Below are 20,967 nucleotides of genomic sequence, written 5' to 3'. Positions count from 1 at the left end.
CCCGGACCCTCCCCGTCGCCACTGACCTGCCGACGGTTCCATGCGTTCTGCACAGCTTAATCCATGCAAGCGGCAATCGCGGGAACTAAACTCAGGCAACGTTTCAGCATTTATTCAGCCAATTACCCCGGATTACCCCGTACTTGGTTATCTGAAAAACAAATGAGGTTGCGATGACGCTACCCCTGGTCGTTCTACTGCCCTTTATCGGCGCCATGTTTGCACCTTTGTTTGTGCAGGCTGGCCGCACCGCGATTGCCATAGCGGCGTCGGTGCCCGCGCTGATTGCCCTGGCAGCGCTGTATCCGCACTGGCAAACCCTCGCCGACGGCGGCGTGCTGGTTCAGACCTACCAATGGTTACCCGCGCTTGGCATTTCCTTCAGCTTACGCCTGGACGGCCTGTCCCTGCTGTTTGCGCTGCTGATCCTGATCATCGGCCTGCTGATCATCGTCTATGCCCGCTATTACCTGAAAGCCAAGGAAAATGTCGGCAAATTCTATTCCCTGCTGCTGTGCTTCAAGGGCGCCATGCTGGGCATTGTGCTGTCCAGCAACCTGCTGCTGATGCTGATTTTCTGGGAGTTGACCAGCCTGGTGTCCTTCCTGCTGATCAGCTTCTGGACCCATAAGCAGGACGCCCGTCGCGGCGCGCGGATGGCACTGGCGGTCACCGGCGGTGGCGGCCTGGCCTTGCTGGCCGGCATCCTGCTGATCGGCCGTATCGTCGGCAGCTTCGAACTGGACGACGTGCTTGCCGCCGGTGATCTGATCAAGGCCCACGAACTTTATCCGTTTGCCCTGACCCTGGTCCTGCTGGGCGCTTTCACCAAGTCCGCCCAGTTCCCGTTCCATTTCTGGCTGCCCCATGCCATGCAGGCGCCCACCCCGGTATCTGCCTACCTGCATTCTGCCACCATGGTGAAGGCCGGGGTCTTCCTGATGGCGCGGCTGTATCCGGCGCTGGCCGGCACTGAACAATGGTTCTACATGGTCAGCTTTACCGGCATGGCGACCCTGCTGCTCGGTGCCTACGTGGCCATGTTCAAGCATGACCTCAAGGGCCTGCTGGCCCACTCCACCGTCAGCCACCTGGGGCTCATCACCCTGCTACTGGGCATGGGCACCCAGCTTGCCGCGGTTGCGGCGCTGTTCCACGTCATCAACCACGCCACCTTCAAGGCCTCACTGTTCATGGCGGCCGGTATCATCGACCACGAAACCGGCACCCGTGACATGCGGCGCATCAATGGTCTGTGGCGGTTCATGCCCCATACCGCAACCCTGGCGATGGTGGCCGCCTCTTCCATGGCCGGGGTGCCGTTGCTCAACGGCTTCCTCAGCAAGGAAATGTTTTTTGCCGAGTCGCTGCAACTCAACCTGCCCGGCATCTGGGCCTGGCTGCCGCCCATCGTGGCGACCCTGGCCGGTATATTTGCAGTGGCCTATTCCGCACGTTTCATCCACGACGTGTTCTTTAACGGCAAGCCGGTAGACCTGCCCATCTACCCGCCCCACGAGCCGCCGCGGTATATGAAGATTCCGGTGGAGATTCTGGTCTTTGCTTGCATCATGGTGGGGGTGTTCCCGGCCATTTCCGTGGGTCCGCTGCTGTATGCCGCCGCGTCCGCCACCCTCGGTGGCGATGTTCCCGAGTATCACCTGGCGGTGATGCATGGCTTCAACCTGCCACTGATGATGAGCTTCCTGGCGTTCTTCGGCGGGCTGCTGATGTACAGCCAGCGCAAGCGCTTCTTTGACTTCCACGCCCGGTTCCGCGAAGTCGACGAGAAGGCGGTGTTTGAAGCCGTGATCTCGAACCTTGTCAGCAAGGCACACCGGCTGACCGCCCGCATCGAAAACGGTTCGCTGCAGCGCTATGCCATGCTGCTGGTGGTGTCCGCCATGGCGGTATCCCTGGTGCCGCTGGTCAACCTCGGCATTGCCATCGGCGACAACGGTCTCTCTCCCGTTGACTGGCCGACCGCCGTCGCGGCCGCCGTGCTGATGGTGTGCGCCCTGGCCACCGCCCTGATGCACCGCGAACGCTTCTTCGCGCTGGTGCTGCTCAGCGTGGTCGGTCTGGTGGTGGCACTGGCCTTCGTACGGTTCTCCGCACCCGACCTGGCAATGACCCAGCTGTCGGTGGAAGTGGTCACCATCGTGCTGCTGATGCTGGCGCTGTTCTACATGCCGTCCTGGACGCCGCTGGAAACCACCACCGGCCGCAGGATTCGTGACATTGTGATTTCACTGGCGGCCGGTACCGGGATGACCCTCATCACCCTGGCCATGCTGACCGATCCGTTCAGTTCGATCTCGGACTTCTTCCTGGAGAACAGCAAGCCGGGCGGTGGCGGCACCAACGTGGTCAACGTCATTCTGGTCGACTTCCGGGGCTTCGATACCCTTGGTGAAATTACCGTGCTGGCTATTGCCGCCCTGGGGATCTACTCGATGCTGAAGAACATGGCGCTGACGCCACCCCCGGGGGATGGCCAGGGCCACCCCTGGACCCGCGACGCCTATCCGGTGATGCTGCGCCAGCTGGCCCGACCCATGCTGCCACTGGCCCTGATGGTGTCGGTGTATATCTTCCTGCGCGGTCACAACCTGCCGGGCGGCGGCTTTATCGCCGGGCTGATTACCTCGGTGGCGCTGATCCTGCAGTACATTGCCAGCGGCATGATCTGGACCCAGGACCGGATTCCGTTCCGCTACCACAACGTGATCGGCATTGGCCTGCTGTTCGCCACAGTGGCCGGAGCCGGCAGCCTTGCCTTCAGCTACCCGTTCCTGACCTCCACCTTCGGCTATATCACCTGGCCGGTGGTGGGCAAGTTCGAGGTGGCCTCCGCCATGGTGTTTGACCTCGGGGTGTACCTGACCGTCATCGGCGCCACCCTGCTGGCACTGGTCAGCATCGGCCGGCTGTCACCCCATTCCGCAATCAAAAGTAAAAAGGAGGGCGCGTAATGGAGCTGTTGTTTGCTCTGGTTATCGGCGTTCTGGTGGCGTCCGGTGTGTACCTGCTGTTACGGGCCCGGACCTTCCCGGTGGTGGTCGGGCTTACCCTGATCTCCTACGGCGTCAACCTGTTCCTGTTTTCCACCGGCCGGCTGGCCACCGGTAGCCAGCCGATTCTGGGTTCGGCGGAAAGCTACAGCGATCCGTTGCCACAGGCCCTGGTCCTGACGGCCATCGTGATCGGCTTTGCGATGACCGCGTTCGTGGTGGTGCTTTCCCTCCGCAACCAGGCGGATAACGACGACGATCACGTCGACGGGCGTCAGCCTGAAGCCGTGACCGAGCCAGAATCCGCGGAGGTCTCCCGCCAATGAATCACTGGCTCATTGCACCCATCCTGATACCGTTGCTGGGCGGCATCGTGCAGGTATTTATCGGCTATGCCCCGATCAGCCTGCGCCGCACCCTGGCGATGATTACCACCGTGCTGCTGCTGGCCTCCACCATTGTGCTGACCGTCCTGGCCAGCGACGACAGCTACCGGGTCTACGCCTTCGGTAACTGGCAGCCGCCGTTCGGCATTGTCCTGGTACTGGACCGGCTCGCCGCGCTGATGTTGCTGGTCACTGCAGTGCTGGCGTTCTTCTGTCACCTCTATTCCATCCATCGCGCGGACGAGGGCAGCCGGCAGTTCCACGCGCTGTTCCTGTTCCAGCTGATGGGGCTGAACATCGCCTTCCTGACCGGCGACCTGTTCAACCTGTTTGTGGCCTTTGAGGTCCTGCTGATTGCCTCCTACGGTCTGCTGATGCATGGCGGCGGTACCGTTCGCACCGTTCCCGGCCTGCACTACGTGGTGCTCAACCTCGCAGGTTCCGCCCTGTTCCTGATCAGTGTCGGCATGATCTACAGCGTCACCGGGACCCTCAACATGGCAGACCTGGCGGTGAAGGTTGCCCAGGTCCGTGGCGACGACGTGTTCCTGGTGCAGGCCGGCGGCATGATGTTGCTGGTGGTCTTCGCCCTCAAGGCGGCGGTACTGCCGCTCTGCTTCTGGCTGCCGAAAGCCTACGCCAGCGCAACGGCTCCGGTAGCCGCACTGTTTGCCATCATGACCAAGGTCGGCATCTACGCCATCCTGCGGGTTTATACGCTGATCTTCGGCGCCAGCGCCGGGCCACTGGCAAACCTCGGCATGGACTGGCTGTTCCCGATTGCCCTGGTCACCCTGGCCATGGGGGTGATTGGCGCCCTGGGTGCGGAAAAGCTGCGTACCCTGATTGCCTGGCAGGTCATCATCTCGGTGGGCACCCTGCTCGCGGCCATTGGCCTGGGCTCCGAAGAAGGAACCTCGGCCGCGCTGTTCTACCTGATCAACACCACCTGGATTGTCGGTGGCCTGTTCCTGGTGGCGGACATGGTAGCGCGCCAGCGGGGCAGTGCCGCCGACGGCATCGTGACCGCCCCGAGAATGCACAACCGCACCTTCCTCAGCGTACTGTTCCTGCTTGGCAGCGTAGCGGCAGCGGGCCTGCCGCCCCTCAGCGGCTTCTTCGCCAAACTGCTGATCCTCAAGGCCGCCACCCCGGGCCTTGCCATGGCCTGGCTATGGGGCGTGCTGCTGGTCGGCAGTTTCGTGACCGTGATTGCCTACAGCCGCGCCGGCAGCATTGTGTTCTGGCGTAACGTGAGTGGCCATATTGCCGAAACCGAAAAGCTCACCTTGCCGATTACCGTGGCCGCCGGCTCACTGATCGGCCTGAGTGTGGTGATTGTGCTGCTGGCGGGCCCGATCAGCGCCTTTACCGACGCCACCGCCGCCCAGCTGCATGACGCCGATGCGTACATCCAGATCTTGCAGACACCCATGGTGGGAGGTAAGGAATCATGATGAGCCGGCTCGGATTTCCACAGCCCTACCTGAGCCTGACCCTGTTCCTGGTCTGGCAGTTGCTCAGCGACGGGATTTCAGGGGGCAGCGTCGTGCTGGGCGCCGTGCTGGCCTGGCTGATACCGCAGATCACCCGCGGCTTCTGGCCGCAGCGGCCGGCCTTTATCAAACCCTGGCACCTGCCGGGCTATCTGCTGCGGGTATTGCTCGACATCGTCAGTGCCAGCGTGACCGTCTCGGTCCTGATCCTGCGGGCCCGCGAACCACGCTCGGCGTTCATCAGCTACCCCCTGCAGCTGGAGCACCCGCTGGCAATCACCATCCTGGCCAGCACCATCTCGCTGACACCGGGCACCGTCAGCGCCGACGTCAGCGATGACAACAAGACTTTGCTGATCCACGCGCTGGATACCGACGACGAACAGGCGGTGATCGACGAGATCCATCGCCGCTATGAGAAACCCCTGCTGGAGATGTTCCAATGATCGCCATTGCCCTGAACATCACCATCGCCATGGTGATTATTGCCGCCCTGCTCAATGTGTACCGGCTGATCAAGGGGCCGGATGCCCCGGACCGGGTGCTGGCCCTGGACACCCTGAACATCAATGCCATTGCCCTGATTATCCTGCTGGGGATAACCCTGGAATCGCGGCAATACATCGAGGCCGGCCTGCTGATTGCCGTGATGGGGTTTGTGAGTACGGTGGCCATGGCCAAGTACCTCAAGCGCGGCAGTGTGATCGAGTGAGTACAGAGGCCCTTTGCGCCCTAAGAGGACATAGACCATGAGTGCTGTTGCCGAATACACCATCGCCGTCCTGCTGCTGGTCGGTGGCTTTTTTACCCTGGTCGGAGCCATTGGCCTGGCCCGGCTGCCGGATTTCTTCACCCGCCTCCATGGCCCCACCAAAGCCACCACCCTGGGGGTGGGGGCGGTGATGCTCAGCTCGGTGGTATTTTTCAGTAGCCGGGGCGAAGGCGTCGGCGTGGTCGAGATTCTGATCACCGTGTTCCTGTTTCTCACCGCGCCGGTCAGCGCCAATATCCTGGCCAAGGCGGCCATGCACATTGGTGTCGGGACAACCGGGCAGACCCGCGGCAAGCCCTGGGACCAGTAGGGGTGACAACCCCGCGGCCGGTCACCGATGACGGGCCGCCGGCTGCAGATTTGTCATTCCAAATTCGCGGATTTGTTGTACAGTGTGCAGCCCAAAAATCCGAGGAGTTCAGTTTATGCTGAAAGTGAACGAATATTTCGACGGCAAGGTAAAATCCATCGCCTTCCAGACCACTGCCCTGCCGGCCACGGTGGGCGTCATCACTCCGGGCGAGTACGAGTTTGGCACTTCCCAGAAGGAGACCATGACCGTCATCAGCGGTGCCCTGACCGTGATGCTGCCGGGCATGACCGAGTGGATGACCTACGCAGCGGGTGAAAGCTTTGAAGTGGCGGGCCAGTCCAGCTTCACGGCGAAAGCGGATATCGATACCGCATACCTGTGTACCTATGAATAACAGGCAATAGCCCTGGGCAGTAAAGAAACCGCAGAACGCACCCGTGTTCTGCGGTTTTTTTTTGCCTTTCCGGCGGTTCCGGTTTATCGACGGTTGTGTCAGATTACCCGCTGTTCTCGAGATAAAACCAACAACCGAGAGATGAGGTACAGTAACCATGGCACAACCCCGCATCCTTCCGCCGGCGGATAACGCCCACCAGTATCCTCTGCTGATCAAGCAGCTGCTGTTGTCGGGCCCCCGCTACGCCCCGGACCAGGAAATCGTGTATGCCAATCGCAGCAGGTACACCTACACCGACCTGGTTGAGCGTATCCACCGCCTGGCCAACGCGCTGACCGACGCCGGTGTCAGGGCCGGGGATACCGTTGCGGTGATGGACTGGGATACCCCGCGCTACCTGGAGTGCTTTTTTGCGATCCCGATGATCGGTGCGGTCCTGCACACGGTGAACGTACGCCTGTCGCCGGAGCAGATTGTCTACACCATGAACCACGCCGAAGACGATGTGGTGCTGGTTCACGATGATTTCCTGCCGATCCTGGAAGGCGTGAAGGATGAAATTGCCACGGTGAAAGGCTACATCCAGCTGACCGAGGGCAACACAGCCAAGGCCACGTCCCTCAACACCTACGGTGAATACGAGGCCCTGCTGGCCGCTGCCGCCACCCGGTTCGACTTCCCGGACTTCGACGAAAACAGTGTCGCCACTACCTTCTACACCACTGGCACGACGGGCAACCCGAAAGGCGTATTCTTCAGCCACCGGCAGCTGGTGCTGCACACCCTGGGGATGACCGGTTCCCTCGCCGCCTATGACGAAATGCCGCTGCTGCGCTCGTCTTCCGTGTACATGCCGGTGACACCCATGTTCCACGTTCATGCCTGGGGCGTGCCTTACGCCGCTACCATGCTGGGAATCAAGCAGGTCTACCCCGGCCGTTACGAGCCGGAACTGCTGGTTGACCTGATCAAGGAACACAAGGTCAGCTTCTCCCACTGTGTACCGACCATCATGCAGATGATGATGGCTACCGAGTCCATCAAGACCGCCGATCTCAGTAACTGGCATGTGCTGATCGGTGGCAGCGCCCTGACCCAGGGCCTGTGCAATGCCGGCGCCAGGCTCGGTATCCGCATGTATACCGGCTACGGCATGTCGGAAACCTGCCCGCTCCTGAGCACCACCTACCTCACCCCGGAAGACCTGGAGTTGCCGCTGGAGCAGCAGACCGCGAAGCGGGTCAAAACCGGTATTGCCGTCCCGATGGTGGAGCTCGAGATTGTCGACCCGAGCGGCCAGCCCGTTGCCCACGACGGCGAAGCCAAGGGTGAAGTGGTGGCCCGCGCGCCCTGGCTGACCCAGAACTACTTCAAGGAGCCCCAGAAGGGCTACGAATTGTGGGAAGGCGGCTGGCTGCACACCGGAGACGTCGCCAGCATGGAGCCCGACAACACCCTGGTGATCAAGGACCGCATCAAGGATGTGATCAAGACCGGCGGCGAATGGCTATCGTCCCTCGACCTGGAAAACCTGATCAGCCAGCATCCGGCGGTCGCCGGCGCTGCTGTCGTGGGCGTGCCGGATGAAAAGTGGGGCGAACGCCCTCACGCCCTGGTGGTGCTCAAGCCCGGTGAAGACGCTTCGCTGGAAGACATCCAGGGCCACCTGCAGCAGTTTGTCGACTCGGGCGAGATCAACAAGTGGGCAATTCCCGAGCAGATCGACTTTGTTGAAGACATTCCCAAGACCAGCGTCGGCAAGATCAACAAAAAGCTGATCCGCGACCAGTTGAAGTAATTCCGGCTTTGACGTGATTCCCCGATGGCTCACCCCCGCAAGGGCGTGAGCCATCGTCGTTGACCGCCAGGGCCCTACAGGTCATCCGGCAAGATCAGCTCGTAAACCATCCCCAGGCCGTTGGTAAAGCCACCCAGACCATTGCGGCCGCCTCGATCCGAGGTGAAGTACATCCGGCGGCCATCCGGCGAGAAGGCAATTCCTGCGACCTCGGACGCATCCTGTCCGACGACCTGCAACAGCGGCTTCAGCGTGCCGTCCGGCATAATCACCACCACCTGCATGTCACCGCCGTCCTCGGCAACCAGCACATCACCCTGATCGGTCACAAACAGGTTGTCTACGCCCGACAGGATGTCATTGGGCGCCACGGCCGTCGCCCGGTCGTAGATGACCTCGATGGTCTGGGCCGCGACGTCGATGGCCCAGATCCGGTCATCACCCTTGGTGGCAAAATAGACGATTCCGCGGAAATACCACACGCCCTCGCCCCCCTCGAACACCGTGGACTCCGCCAGCCGGTTCTCGTGCTGGGGGGCATGGGGATTGCGCGCATCCAGCCAGTGGATTGGCTGCGGGCCGGTCAGCGCACCCTCAACGCCATCCCCGCCAACAACCAGCACCTGCAAACGACCGGACTGCAGCGCGGCGCGGCCAGCACCTTCCGGCCAGTCCGACGGATCCGCAATCCAGCGGTAGAAGCGCCCGTCCGGCATGTCCTCAGTGAGGTAAAGCATCCGATGCTGCGGGTCGATGGCGATCGCCTCGTGGGCGAAAACACCCAGGGTTGGGCACGCCAGGCCCTGCCCCGCCTGGTAAGGATCACATTCCCACACCAGGCCGCCCGGATGTTCCTCGCAGGACAACCAGGTTTTCCAGGGCGTGACACCGCCGGCGCAATTGAAGGTGGTGCCGGAAAGAATGGTGTAGGAATCCACAATCGTGCCGTCAGGATCAAACACCAGGGTACCCACCTGGGCCAGGCCGGGGACAAAGCTTTCAATAGGCGTGGTCAGCCCGGCCAGTTCGGGAAACGTGAAGCCGATGGACCCGACGCCCGGTACCTCACTGTTGCTGATGTAGATCCAGCCGCCGTTGTCCCGCGGCACCACACCGCCGCCGTCGGGAAAGATATGCCAGGGACGGTTGCCGACCCCGCCCGGCAGCGGCCATTGGGCGGACATGCCCCCGGGCTGGGGCAATTCGCCATTGATAGCGACCACCCGGGTGGCAAAGCCTTCCGGAGTGCGCACACCGTGAACGTCCGGCACCTCCCGCAGCGGACCGATGTTGGCAAACCGCCCCACCAGCCGGTTTTCGGTTTCCGGCACCAGGTCTGGCAGCCGTTCCGGCGTGGCGCCGCCGCCGGCAGGAGGAACCGGCAGGGGTGCGGCCCCGGTATCACCACCGCACCCGCTGAGCCAGGCGGCAGGACCTGCCGCACCGGCGGTGAAAAACAGAGTGCGCAAGACATCGCGGCGACTCCAGCGGTTATCAACAGGAATAATCGGTCGGGACATCGCAGACTCCTTAGCTCACGGCCGTTCGGACAGGCGGGGTTCTGACCGGTGGTCTAACCGGTGGATGGAACAGAGCGGTGCGGATGGCCCGCGGCTCGGACAAGGCCCGGTCCTGATAGATGCGACTGCTGCCACTGTCCACGCCCACCACTTTGGTCATTGCAGGATCAATCACGCCCTGCAGATCGCGCTCACGGATCGAGCGCACGTAATAGAACTCCGCCTGGGTGCGCTCGGTGGTCACATCGACCAGGATAAAACCGGGGGTTTTGAGCTCGACATACTTCATGTGGGGGTTCACTGTGCGCACCGCCAGCGCGGCCAGGTCCGCAACCTGTTCCGGAAACCCGGGAGAGGTCACCGACGGGGTGACAAATTCCGCAGCCAGCGGGCTGACCAGGGTGTTCTCCAGCAGGTTGCCGGAATCGGCGTACACCTCGTTGGCCCAGGAGGTATGAATGTCGCCGGTGAAGATCACTGTATTGTCGATGGCCTCCGCTGCCAGGGTGCGCAGGATGACCTCGCGGTCCGCAACATAGCCGTCCCACTGGTCCATGTTGAGGGACAGCAACTGCCCGTTGAACCCGAAACTGTCGTCCAGGCCCAGGGTCCGTGCCACATCCAGGGTGCGCAGAACGTTGAGTTCCGCAAACATCACCTGCTGACCGATCATCCGCCAGCGGGCCGAGGATGAGGTGAGGCCGGCCAGCAACCAGTTCATCTGGTCTTCACTGACCAGCCGACGCTCCGCACTGAAGCGTTCCGGATCTGCCGACGATGAGACCGGCTGGTCACGGCCTTCAAGCCGGGTATCCAGCATGAACAGGTCCATCAGGTTGCCAAATGCAAAGTCCCGCCAGATGCGCCCGCTATCGGAGGTTACCTCGCGAATGGGCAGCCACTCGAAATACGCCTGGATGGCATCGCTGCGGCGCTGGGTCCAGGCGCCTTCGGTGGCTTCCGTATGATTTTCAGCCCCATCCCGGTAGCTGTCGTTGGCCGACTCATGATCGTCCCAGATGCAGATCATCGGAAACTGCTGGTGGACCGCCTGCAGGTTGGTATCGGTCTTGTACTGGGCGTGGCGCTCGCGGTAGTCCGCCAGGCTGGTGATTTCATGGGCCGGCAGCGGGTCACGCCCGGGGAAATCGCCGTACTCGCCAGGACCATACTCGTAGATGTAATCCCCGAGGTGAAGGATAAAGTCCAGGTCAGCCTGCTCACTCACGGCCTTGTATACCGAAAACAGGCCATAGGCATAATTGGAGCAGGACACAACCGCAAAGCGGGCTCGCTCCACCGCCATCCCCGCACCCGGGAAGGTTCGGGTACGTCCCACGGGGGAGCGCTGGTTACCTGCCGCGAACTGGTAGTAGTACCAGGTGTCCGGCTGCAGGCCGGCAGCATCGAGCTTGATGCAGAAATCCCGCTCCGGGCCGGTTGATGTACTGAACTGGCCCACCACGTCCCGCATATCCCGGTCCAGGGCCACGGTGACCCGTACCGGGATGCTGCTGACGGTGCGGGGCAGCTCGTCTGTCGGTGTCACCCGGGTCCAGAGGATGACACGGTCCGCCAGCGGATCACCGGAGGCGACGCCATGGTTAAAGGCCACCGCAGGCTGGGACGCGGTATCGTCGCCGACAATTCCCGGCGCTGGCGCCAGGTCGGCCACGGGCGTATCGGTGGAACTGCCGCCGCAAGCGGTCAGTGCGGTAAGTGAAGCGGCAGCGAGTCCCTTGACCACCGCACGGCGTTGCTTGTCCATCCTGCTCTCCGTTGTTGTAGGTAAACGGTTGTAGGTAAACGGTTGTAGGTAAACGGTTGTAGGTAAACGCCCACCTCCGGCTGGTTACGGAGATGACTGAAATGTGTGAAGCAGGTCGCAGATTGCGTCGAGTTTATTGCGGAGAAGTGACAGATACCGTGCAGAAAGGGCCAATCTACCGGGAGATGGGTACATTTTCACAGAAAAACGGACTTTTCAGCCCGGTTCGGCCAATGGCGAAGGGGCAGAACAAGAACGAACAGAAACCAATAGAATCCAGGAAGGCAGCGGGCTCCTCAGAGCCCGCTGAATGCAAAGTCTACTTCCGGCCGGCGGCCACAGATGATGTCGGTGATGGCGGCGGCTGAGCCACAGGAATGAGTCCAGCCCAGGGTACCGTGCCCGGTGTTGAGGAACAGGTTGCCGTAGTGACTCTTGCCGATGTACGGCACGTTGGACGGCGTCGCCGGCCGTAATCCGGTCCAGAACTCGGCTTCATCCCAGCGCGCAGCGTCCGGCATGATCTCGGCGGAACGGCGGACAATGGCCCGGCAACGGGTCGGATTGAGCTCGCGACTGTAACCGTTCAGCTCCGCAGTGCCGGCGACCCGGATGCGGTCCCCCAGGCGGGAGAACACCAGCTTGTACTCATCATCGGTCAGGCTGACCTTGAACGCCGCCGCCTCGTCTTTCACCGGTACGGTGATGGAGTAACCCTTGGCCGGATAGATGTTCAGAAAGATGCCGAGTTTGCGGGCGAGAATGGCACTGAAACTGCCCAGGCTGAGCACGTAGCTGTCTGCCCGCAAGGTTTCGTGATGACCGTCCTTGAGGATGTTCACACCGAGGATGCGATCACGGGCATGGTCAAAGCCGAGCACCTCGGTGCCGTAGCGGAATTCCACTCCCGCCTCCGCGCATCTGGCCGCCAGGTTCTGGGTGAAGCGGCGGGCATCACCGGATTCGTCCTCCGGGGTATAGGTACCACCGGCAATGCGATCGCGGACCGGTGCCAGAGCCGGCTCCAGCTCAACGGCCCGGTTGCGATCAATGACCTGCCGGTCACATCCCAGCTCCCGCATGATGCGGGCCGGCTCCAGGGCAGCCTCGAATTCCGCCGGATTGGTGTAGAAGTGCAGGATGCCTTTTTCGAGGTGGTCATACTCGATGCCGGCGTCCTTGCGCACAGCCTGCAGGCAACTACGGCTGTAGGTACCCAGATTGACCATCTGGCGAATGTTATGGGCCGAGCGGGCGGTAGTGCATTCCTTGAGAAAGGCCAGCGCCCAGCGCCACTGGTAGGGATCGAGCCGCGGCTTGAACAGCAGGGGGGCATCGGGCCGGGCCAGCCACTTCAGCACCTTCAGGGGCGCCGAGGGGTTGGCCCAGGGCTCGGCATGGGAAACGGAAATCTGGCCGCCATTGGCATAACTGGTTTCCACACCCGCCAGGGCCTGGCGGTCAACCACGGTCACGTCGTGCCCTGCCTTGCGCAGGTACCACGCGGTCGTTACGCCGACGACACCGGCTCCCATTACCAGAATATGCATAGACGTCCTCCGCCAGATCATTGCCAGAAACTGCAAGCCATTGTAGCGGCTGAAGGAACAGAATGCGTGTTATACCATCCGCCAGCCCCGCCGGGCGGCTCAGCCCCCGGCGCGTTTGACGGTCCAGCCCTTTTCTTTCAGCAGTGGCACCAGCAGGTCCCGCTGGTCACCCTGAATCTCCACCACGCCGTCTTTCACGGTGCCGCCGGTACCGCAGCGGGCCTTCAGCACCTTGGCAAAGGCCAGTAGCCCGGCATCGTCCAGCGGGATGCCGGTAATCAGGGTGACGCCCTTGCCTTTACGCCCCTTGGTCTCGCGACTGACCCGCACAATACCATCCCCGGCCGGCCGCTCGGGCTGCCCGCAGCTGCACTGATCCACAGGATTACGACAGTCCGGACACATGCGGCCCGCATCGGTGGAAAAGACCAGCCCGCCACCGGAACGCTTCTTCATGATCACTCCTTGCAGGTGCCAACCGGAGGCACCGGTTCAACGATTTACTCGATACCCGGCGGGTATTTGGTGAACATTTCGGCCACTACCTCGTCGATCAGCTCGCGGCGGTACTCCGGCGACTGATCCTCGTTGAGGTACCTGCGGCTGGCAGCCCGCCAGACGACCCGCTCGGTCTGGTTGTCCACCAGCTCAACCACCAGCTTGCCTTCCTCGATTTCCCGCACCGGCGGCGCGGAGGCCAGGCCCCAGCCAAAACGATCGTGACCAAAACCGAGCCCGAAGCCAACACCAATCTGCTCCAGGCGCTCTTCCTTGACAACCCGGTAGGCCACCAGCAAATCCGCGTCCCCGGCGTCCACCCTGCGCATGGCCTTGCGGTTCATTTCCCGCTCCACGGCGCTCTCGACCCGGGCGCCATCCAGCGACAGGAAGCCTTGCTGGCTGTTATCACCGGCAAAGCTCCAGGTGGTGTAATTACCGAAGACCGTCGTCGAGTCGTAATCTGTCACCACGTTGCTGGCGCAGCCGCCCAGCATCAACAACATCAAAACCGTTATCCAGATTCGCATGTTATTCGTTACCTCCACTCGGGGTTTGTTCATCCAGTATACGCACACAACACGGTGGGAGACGCCCGTTACGTTCCCTGGCTTTCAAAACGGTAATCCAGTTTCTGGGCGTCACAGAAGGCAGCGAACACCTGGGCCTGGTCAAGTGGAACCTCGACCCGGGCGGTGACGGCGGTGCCGTAGGTGATGTCTGCCACCGCAGCCCCGTGAACACCACACCAGTGCCGCAACGGCTGTTCGGCGGCAAACGGCAGGATCACCCGGACGGCCTCCACAGGCTGCTGGACCACCCGGCCCACCTCCGCCAGCACGCTCTCAGCGGCCCCGGCATAGGCCCGCACAAGGCCGCCGGCCCCCAGCTTGATGCCGCCAAAGTAGCGGATCACCATCACCAGGACGTCCCCCATGTCCTTGTGCTGGATCACGTTGAGAATCGGTTTGCCCGCGGTTCCCGAGGGCTCGCCATCGTCATTCATTGCCGCCTCGGCCGCCGACCCCGGTCGCCCGATCTGGTAGGCCCAGCAAATGTGGCGGGCATCCGGATGGTCCCGATGAGCCTGCTCCAGCCACTGATGCACCTCGTCACGGGAGCCGACCGGCGCCACCCTCGCGATAAAGCGGCTCTTCTTGATTTCGGTCTCCCGCTCGAGAAAACCGGCCGGTATGGGATAATCTTTTGCCATGGGCAACAATCCTGCCTGCTGAGACCTGCCAAGGGAGGCCTGTCATGACGGACGATAACGATCAAACCCGTGCCCCGGGAACCGCTGCACCCGCCAAAGTAAAAAAAGCGGCCTGCGGCATCCGTTTCGACGAAGACGAGCTGCAGGAGGGTATTGATTTTTCCGCCGCCGCTCAACTCAAACCGAAAGACCCGGAAGAACCCGCCACGCCGTCACCGCGCCCCGCGGAAGACCGGTAGCCGGAGAGTGACCACCAGGCCACTCTGCCTGCCGTTGTGGGCGGAGATGGTTCCCTGGTGGGAGGCCGCGACATCCCGCGCAATCGCCAGTCCCAGCCCCCAGCCTTTACCACCGCGGGACTGATCGGCGCGGTAGAACGGCTCGAACAGGTTTGGCAGCACCTCGGGGGCCACGCCGCTGCCCTCGTCGGCAATGGCTATGGCAACATGCTGGTCCTGCAGGTTTACCGCCACCCTCACCCGGTGACTGCCCGGCGTATGGTCCAGGGCATTCTGCATGATGTTATCCAGGGCCCGCTGCAGCAGCCCGCGGTCACCCAACACCGCCACCTCCTCCAGCCCCGGGGCAATCTCCAGCAGACACTCGACGTTGCGATGGCGGGCATAAGCCTCCGCATCCGCGAGTACATCACGCACCACTGCCACCGGGCGAACCGGCTTGCGGTCGATATCGCTGCCCTGCTCGGTGAGCCGGTAAAGGGTAAGAATCTGCGACGTCATCTCCTCGAGGCGTTCGTTCTGGCGCAGGATACTGGCCATCAGGTCCGGCTCGGAGCCGCTGTCCGCTGCCAGTTCAATGGCGATACGCTGGCGGGTCAGCGGGGTTCGCAGGTCATGGGAGATATCCCGGAGCAGGTGCTTCTGGCGATCCAGTAACTGGCAAAGCTGGCCGGTCATGTCATTGAAGGCCGTTGCCAGGGCGCCGATCTCGTCACGGCGGGCGGCAATCCGGTCAGCCACCCGCAGCGAGGTATCGCCACTGGCAATGGTCCTCGCCGTGGCTTCCATGGCTCGCAAAGGGCGCGACACGGTGCGGGCAATCCACCAGCACGCCAGGGTGATCATCACGAAGCCCACCAGCAGCTCCATCAGGCGGAAAAACTTCGGGTCCAGCCAGCCCTCGCTGCCACTGCGGGGCCAGGCCACCAGGCGATAGCCGTTGCCCAGGTCCAGCACCGCCGGCCGGTGCGCTCGCCAGTCGTCCTTCAGGCGCTGGCGAATGGATTCCGGCAACTCCCCGTCGCCGTCCGCTTCCACCAGCAACATCCGCAGCCCGAGGGCCTCGCCCTCGTCCCGCAGGAAACGCCAGGCCGGTCCACGCCCCTCGTTCTCGCGGATGCGGATTGCCTGGGCGGCAATATCCCGCAGCCCTTCCTGACGCTCGATGCTGCTGCGTTCCCGATCCAGCAATTCCCGGGTAGTCAGGTTACTGACCACCACGGCTGCCGCCATCGCCAGCCAGATCAACAGGAAAATCCGCCAGAACAGCGGGAAGGCGGGGAGCCTCATGCCGGCACCCGGTAGCTGTAACCGAGCCCCCGCACCGTTTCGATCCGCGCCGGATCATCCCCGCCGAGCTTGCGACGCAGGTTACTGATGTGCATGTCCAGGGTGCGGTCGTGGGCCGCCAGCCGCCGGCCCAGGGCCCACTGCATCAGGTCGGTTTTACGCACCACACTGCCGGCATGCGCCAGCAGAACCTGCAACACCTCATACTCGGTGGCAGTCAGATCCAGCGGCGCATCATTCTGGAAGATCCGCCGCTGGGCCGGTTCTACCCGCAGGTCGCCGTAGGTGCGGGACGCATCCACTTCCGCCTGCTGGTCCCAGGCGACCCGCCGCAGCAGCGCCTGCAGTCGCGCCACCAGCTCACGGGGGTTACAGGGCTTGGGGATGTAATCGTCGGCGCCCACCTCAAAACCGACGATGCGATCGGTCTCATCGCCGCGGGCGGTCAGCAGGACCACCGGCAAGTGGGTTTCAGCCCGCAACTGGCGGAGCACCTCGAGACCACTGATATCCGGCAGCATGATGTCCAGCACCACGATGTCACAGTCCAGGTCTTTCGCCAGCGCCAGACCGTCCAGGCCGTTGCCGGCCTCCCGCACCTCAAAGCCCTGGTTGCCCAGGTAACGTGCGAGCAACTGACGCAGCTCTTCATCATCTTCCACCAGAAGTACTCGGTTTTGCATGGCTTCGTTATCCTGCCGGGTGACCTGTCTCTGGAGCAAGTCTACCACGCGGGTGCGCCGCCGCAGGACCCGGACTTTCCTTTGCATAACCTTTACATAGGCCTGACAACCGCTGACAAAGGGAGCTCTAGACTGGCTCCATGCGTCGCTACTGACGATGACTCACAGGAGATACCCATGATCAAGACCAAGACTTCCGGACTGATTGCAACAGCCCTGCTCACCGCCACCCTGCTGGCCAGCCCGCTGGCACTGGCAGGCCATCACGGCGAGGGCAAGCCGGCTAAGGATGAGATGTGCCAGCAATACCGGGATGGCACCGGCAAGTTCAGTAAAGAAGCCCGCGAGGCACGTATGGAGAAGCGCGCCCAGGCCCGTGCGGCGATGGCCGACCGGCTGAAGCTGACCGACGAGCAGCGGGCTATCTGGCAGCAGATCCATGACGAGCGCAAAGCCGAGTGGGCCGACAGGAAAGGCGACTGGAACGCCCGGATGGACAAACGCTGCGGCACCGCCGCCGCGCCTGAGGCCGCCAGCGAGTAAAGGGTGATCAAGCGCCGGGATCTGACGTATGGTATGGAGTGAAATCCAAGGAGAGTGCTCTTACCATGTCCGACCCCGGCAGCCCGTCCAACCGCCCTGCCTCCCCTCAGGGCGGTTCCTCGCATGAAACCCTGCACGAAACCCGGCAGACAACCGTTCAGGCAGCCCAACAGACCGGCGAGGCCGGCGCCCGCTTCGCGGTCGACACCATCCGCTCCATCCACGACATTGAGGAAGCCCGCTGGGACCGGTTCAGCGACGGTAGCAATCCGTTCCTGCACCACGGGTTTTTCCGGGCGCTCGAAGATACCGGGTGTACCACGGCCGGCACCGGCTGGCAGCCCCACCATCTCCTGTTCTACCTGAATGACGAACTGGCCGGCGTGGCCCCGGGCTACCTGAAAACCCACTCCATGGGTGAATACGTCTTTGACTGGGCGTGGGCCGATGCCTACCGGCGCTATGGCGTGGATTATTATCCCAAGCTGCTGCTGGCAATACCGTTTACCCCCAGCACCGGGCGCCGGCTGATGCTCAGTGAGGCAGCACGGTCAGCCCTTACACCAGCCGTCCTCCACGACCTGCTCAACAAGGCTGCCAGCGACGCGGGCGCCCATTCCTGGCACCTTTTGTTCCCGGACAGTGCTGACCAGGCGTTGCTCGACAACCCCGGCACACTGCACCGCCTGGGCTGTCAGTTTCACTGGCACAATCGCGGTTACCGGCACTTCGAGGACTTTCTCGCGACCCTGACCTCCCGCAAGCGCAAATCCATCCGGCGGGAGCGTCGCCAGGTACAGGAACAGGGTATCGACTTTGTCCGCTTCTCCGGCGACCGGCTACCGGACCCGGTGCTGAGCGCCTTCTACGTGTTTTACCAGGCCACCTACCGCAAGCGCGGCCAGCAGCCCTACCTGAACCGGGCTTTCTTTGCCGCACTACGGGAGCAACTGGGCGACCGGCTGCAGGTGGTCATGGCAGTACGGGACCGCCAGATGATCGCCGGCGCCCTGTTCCTGCGTGGTGGTGACACCCTCTATGGCCGTTACTGGGGTTGCCTGGAAGAGTTCGACCACCTGCATTTCGAGACCTGTTACTACCAGGGGATCGAACTGGCAATCGCCAGCGGTTGCCTGCGGTTTGACGCCGGTGCGCAGGGCGAACACAAACTGATCCGCGGCTTCGAGCCCGTGCTGACCCACTCCTGGCACTGGGTTACCCACCCCGGATTCCGCGATGCGCTGGCGGAATTTTGCTGCGAGGAGGCGGACCAGGTCAGGGCGTATCGGGACGACGCCATGACGGCTTTGCCCTACCGCAGCGATATTGCCTGAGAGCAGACCGTCCGCACCTCCGTGGTCTACACTGTTGGAAAGGTAAGATCCCTGCATTCATCCAGGTAGACCGCCATGCAACCCGGAGCAGCCATCCATGGAAACGGATGCCCTTGTCAGTTTCCTGATTGACCAGCGTTTTCCCCTGGTGCTGGGCGCTATCGCACTCGTGGTCGCCGTGCTGGCGGTCATTCGTCTGAGTGCCCTCGACAAACGCCAGGCGCAGGACGCAGAAGCCCTGCGGCAGCGGCTCGACACTTTGTGGCATGACATGGATGAGTGGCGAGTCAGCGGATTCAGCAACCCGCCCCAGACAGCGCACGCCCTGGCCCGGGAAACCGTCGATGATGCCCGGTTGGCCACCGAAAGGGCCGCCTACGAGGAGATCTGGCCACAGGTCTGGGCGCTGCACGACAAGCTCGGGGTTTTTCTGCGGGCCGTCGAGGCCGGCGAGCCGGCCGGAGACAGCCGGCTGGCGGCACGGCACGCGGCTCTTGAGGCCCGCGACATCCAGAATCGACTAAAGCCGTTTTGCCACCAGGAAGTGGACGAACTGATTACCCGGTTGATTGATGCGGATATCAAGGCGCACCTGGCGGCTTGCCAGTATCTGGACCTGCTGCGGGATACCGCGACCTCCGAACACAGCCACGAACGCAATGTGCAGCGGGACAAGTTCCGCATGATCTATGACGGCGAAGCCCGGGAGCTCGTCACCCGCCTGGTGGAGGCAATACGGGCGCGGACGCTGGGTGGCAACTGAGGCGGGCCGGGGTCAGTGGTGGACGCGGGCAAGAGTCTCCCGCTGCAGGGTTTTGAGGTAATCGGTAATCACCACGGGGAAGGGTTCGGAGGTTGCCAGGGTTTTGAGGTAGCCGGGCAAATCGTCAATCCGAACCTGCGCCCGCTTTACCTGGGTGTCCAGGTCCGTCAGGGCATCCTCCATGATGACTCCGTATTTCATCACCGGCCGAAGTAGCGGATCGCCTTCAAACACCTCCTCCCGGCCGGCAATGATGTCACCGCGGTAACGACCGTCACTGCCCCGCTGGCGAAATACCTGCTTGCGGCCAGGCCAGATCTGCTTGCCTGGGGAGTTTTTCATCCGGGGCTGACCGGCGTATTCGGTGAGCTTGTACGCCAACTCCAGGGCCGGCGCATCCACCGCGGCGCCCAGGGCAGTGCCGACTCCAAACGCATCCACCGGCACGCCATCGGCCAGCATTCGGGCGATGCGGTATTCATCCAGCCCGCCACTGGCCATGATGCGGATACCGGTAAAACCAGCCGCATCCAGTATGGCCCGGCAGTCCCTCGCCTCCGCCGCGAGGTCACCCGAATCGAGGCGAATGGCGCCAATATTGACGTCAGGGTTGGCCTGCAGCCACGCCACGATACGATGCACGGCGCGACGGGTATCGTAGGTGTCCACCAGCAACGTGGTGCCAGGGTACAGCCGGGCATACGTCTTGAACGCGTCCAGTTCATCCGGATAGGCCTGCACAAAGCTGTGGGCCATGGTGCCCTGCACCGGCACCCCGAAATCCAGCCCGGCGAGGACATTGCTGGTGCCGGCCAGCCCGGCGAGACGATAGGCGCGCACACCCCGGTAAGCCGCATCCACACCGTGCATCCGCCGCATTCCGAAGTCCACCACCGGGCGCCCCGCCGCCGCATGACGGACCCTGACCGCCTTCGACGCCAGCACCGACTCCAGGTGAACGTAGTTCATGACCAGGCTCTCAATGAGCTGGGCCTCCGCAATGGGGGCCTCGACTTCCATCAGCGGCTCGTGGGGAAACAGCGGAGTGCCCTCGGCAACCGCATGGATATGACCACTGAAGCGGAATGTCCGCAGCCAGTCGAGGAACTCCGGCTGGAAACGATTGAGGGACGCCAGGCGAGCGACCTGGCTGGCGGAAAAACGCAGATCCCGGATGACTTCGGCCACATGCTGCTGACCACAGGCCAGTACGAAGTTGCGATGCGGCGGCAGATCACGGAAAAACAGGCTGAATACCGCGGTTTCCGTCATGCCCTCCGACCTGTAGGCCTGGGCCATGGCCAGCTCGTAAAAGTCCACCAGCAGTGAGAGATCCTCACTCCGTATCATCGCTCCGGCTCCTTGTGAATGATGGACGGCGGCCAGAACC

The 20,967-nt window shown here is 62.7% G+C and carries 21 protein-coding genes; 12 read left to right on the top strand and 9 right to left on the bottom strand.

What is annotated here, in order from left to right:
- Window positions 1-173: 173 nt before the first annotated feature.
- The 8 genes from CLH61_RS08000 to CLH61_RS07965 all read left to right on the top strand — a co-directional run bounded on the left by CLH61_RS08000 (window position 174) and on the right by CLH61_RS07965 (window position 8,176).
- Window positions 174-2,975, top strand: coding sequence for a monovalent cation/H+ antiporter subunit A (locus tag CLH61_RS08000; RefSeq protein WP_099614175.1), 2,802 nt, complete (start codon window positions 174-176; stop codon window positions 2,973-2,975).
- Window positions 2,975-3,340, top strand: a complete 366-nt coding sequence (locus CLH61_RS07995; protein WP_099614174.1) for a Na+/H+ antiporter subunit C — start codon at window positions 2,975-2,977, stop codon at window positions 3,338-3,340. Before CLH61_RS08000 ends, CLH61_RS07995 begins: the two co-directional genes overlap by 1 nt.
- Window positions 3,337-4,857, top strand: coding sequence for a monovalent cation/H+ antiporter subunit D (locus CLH61_RS07990; RefSeq protein ID WP_099614173.1), 1,521 nt, complete (start codon window positions 3,337-3,339; stop codon window positions 4,855-4,857). Before CLH61_RS07995 ends, CLH61_RS07990 begins: the two co-directional genes overlap by 4 nt.
- Window positions 4,854-5,342: a Na+/H+ antiporter subunit E gene (locus tag CLH61_RS07985; protein WP_099614172.1), complete on the top strand. Its 489-nt coding sequence runs from the start codon at window positions 4,854-4,856 to the stop codon at window positions 5,340-5,342. The genes CLH61_RS07990 and CLH61_RS07985 overlap by 4 nt, the downstream gene beginning before the upstream one ends.
- Window positions 5,339-5,608: a K+/H+ antiporter subunit F gene (locus CLH61_RS07980; protein WP_099614171.1), complete on the top strand. Its 270-nt coding sequence runs from the start codon at window positions 5,339-5,341 to the stop codon at window positions 5,606-5,608. Before CLH61_RS07985 ends, CLH61_RS07980 begins: the two co-directional genes overlap by 4 nt.
- Window positions 5,609-5,645: 37 nt before the next feature.
- Entirely contained in the window at window positions 5,646-5,978 is a 333-nt protein-coding gene (locus tag CLH61_RS07975; protein ID WP_099614170.1) for a Na+/H+ antiporter subunit G, read from the top strand.
- Window positions 5,979-6,093: 115 nt separating this feature from the next.
- On the top strand, window positions 6,094-6,375 hold the full coding sequence (gene ppnP / locus CLH61_RS07970) for a pyrimidine/purine nucleoside phosphorylase (RefSeq protein ID WP_099614169.1): 282 nt from the start codon (window positions 6,094-6,096) through the stop codon (window positions 6,373-6,375).
- A 157-nt stretch (window positions 6,376-6,532) separates the two neighbouring features.
- The gene (locus tag CLH61_RS07965; protein ID WP_099614168.1) at window positions 6,533-8,176 is read left to right on the top strand and encodes a fatty acid--CoA ligase; all 1,644 of its coding nucleotides are present in this window, start codon (window positions 6,533-6,535) and stop codon (window positions 8,174-8,176) included.
- A gap of 74 nt (window positions 8,177-8,250) precedes the next feature.
- Here the strand turns inward: CLH61_RS07965 and CLH61_RS07960 are convergent, their stop codons facing one another.
- From CLH61_RS07960 to CLH61_RS07935, 6 genes are all read right to left on the bottom strand, one after another.
- Window positions 8,251-9,696 (bottom strand): alkaline phosphatase PhoX, encoded by a 1,446-nt coding sequence (locus CLH61_RS07960; RefSeq protein ID WP_099614167.1) that lies wholly within the window; start codon window positions 9,694-9,696, stop codon window positions 8,251-8,253.
- 10 nt (window positions 9,697-9,706) lie between these two features.
- On the bottom strand, window positions 9,707-11,464 hold the full coding sequence (locus tag CLH61_RS07955; protein WP_099614166.1) for an alkaline phosphatase D family protein: 1,758 nt from the start codon (window positions 11,462-11,464) through the stop codon (window positions 9,707-9,709).
- Window positions 11,465-11,760: 296 nt separating this feature from the next.
- Window positions 11,761-13,014 carry a D-amino acid dehydrogenase gene (locus CLH61_RS07950; RefSeq protein WP_099614165.1) on the bottom strand — a complete coding sequence of 418 codons (1,254 nt, stop codon included), beginning with the start codon at window positions 13,012-13,014 and terminating at the stop codon, window positions 11,761-11,763.
- Window positions 13,015-13,113: 99 nt separating this feature from the next.
- Entirely contained in the window at window positions 13,114-13,470 is a 357-nt protein-coding gene (locus CLH61_RS07945; protein ID WP_099614164.1) for a translation initiation factor Sui1, read from the bottom strand.
- Between the two features lie 44 nt (window positions 13,471-13,514).
- Complete coding sequence (locus CLH61_RS07940; protein WP_099614163.1) at window positions 13,515-14,042, bottom strand: DUF4136 domain-containing protein; 528 nt, start codon at window positions 14,040-14,042, stop codon at window positions 13,515-13,517.
- 68 nt (window positions 14,043-14,110) lie between these two features.
- Window positions 14,111-14,725 carry an IMPACT family protein gene (locus CLH61_RS07935; protein WP_099614162.1) on the bottom strand — a complete coding sequence of 205 codons (615 nt, stop codon included), beginning with the start codon at window positions 14,723-14,725 and terminating at the stop codon, window positions 14,111-14,113.
- A 44-nt stretch (window positions 14,726-14,769) separates the two neighbouring features.
- On the opposite strand from CLH61_RS07935, the gene CLH61_RS07930 reads away from it, so the two are divergent.
- A complete protein-coding gene (locus tag CLH61_RS07930) occupies window positions 14,770-14,964 on the top strand; it encodes a hypothetical protein (RefSeq protein ID WP_099614161.1) in 195 nt (64 codons plus the stop codon).
- On the opposite strand, the gene CLH61_RS07925 is transcribed toward CLH61_RS07930, so the two are convergent.
- Window positions 14,938-16,254 (bottom strand): sensor histidine kinase, encoded by a 1,317-nt coding sequence (locus tag CLH61_RS07925; protein ID WP_099614160.1) that lies wholly within the window; start codon window positions 16,252-16,254, stop codon window positions 14,938-14,940. The genes CLH61_RS07930 and CLH61_RS07925 overlap by 27 nt on opposite strands.
- On the bottom strand, window positions 16,251-16,937 hold the full coding sequence (locus CLH61_RS07920; RefSeq protein WP_099614159.1) for a response regulator transcription factor: 687 nt from the start codon (window positions 16,935-16,937) through the stop codon (window positions 16,251-16,253). Before CLH61_RS07920 ends, CLH61_RS07925 begins: the two co-directional genes overlap by 4 nt.
- 177 nt (window positions 16,938-17,114) lie before the next feature.
- Here CLH61_RS07920 and CLH61_RS07915 point away from each other — a divergent pair, with 177 nt between their 5' ends.
- The 3 genes from CLH61_RS07915 to CLH61_RS07905 all read left to right on the top strand — a co-directional run bounded on the left by CLH61_RS07915 (window position 17,115) and on the right by CLH61_RS07905 (window position 19,577).
- On the top strand, window positions 17,115-17,480 hold the full coding sequence (locus tag CLH61_RS07915) for a hypothetical protein (RefSeq protein WP_099614158.1): 366 nt from the start codon (window positions 17,115-17,117) through the stop codon (window positions 17,478-17,480).
- A gap of 65 nt (window positions 17,481-17,545) precedes the next feature.
- Complete coding sequence (locus CLH61_RS07910; RefSeq protein WP_099614157.1) at window positions 17,546-18,814, top strand: GNAT family N-acetyltransferase; 1,269 nt, start codon at window positions 17,546-17,548, stop codon at window positions 18,812-18,814.
- Between the two features lie 97 nt (window positions 18,815-18,911).
- The gene (locus CLH61_RS07905; protein WP_099614156.1) at window positions 18,912-19,577 is read left to right on the top strand and encodes a hypothetical protein; all 666 of its coding nucleotides are present in this window, start codon (window positions 18,912-18,914) and stop codon (window positions 19,575-19,577) included.
- Between the two features lie 12 nt (window positions 19,578-19,589).
- On the opposite strand, the gene CLH61_RS07900 is transcribed toward CLH61_RS07905, so the two are convergent.
- Window positions 19,590-20,927, bottom strand: coding sequence for a nicotinate phosphoribosyltransferase (locus tag CLH61_RS07900; RefSeq protein ID WP_099614155.1), 1,338 nt, complete (start codon window positions 20,925-20,927; stop codon window positions 19,590-19,592).
- Between the last annotated feature and the right edge of the window lie 40 nt (window positions 20,928-20,967).

It is taken from the genome of Marinobacter profundi (genome assembly GCF_002744715.1).
Classification (GTDB): Bacteria; Pseudomonadota; Gammaproteobacteria; order Pseudomonadales; family Oleiphilaceae; genus Marinobacter; species Marinobacter profundi.
The sequence above is the reverse complement of the archived record's forward strand: the minus strand, read 5'-3'. Positions and strand labels throughout refer to the sequence as shown.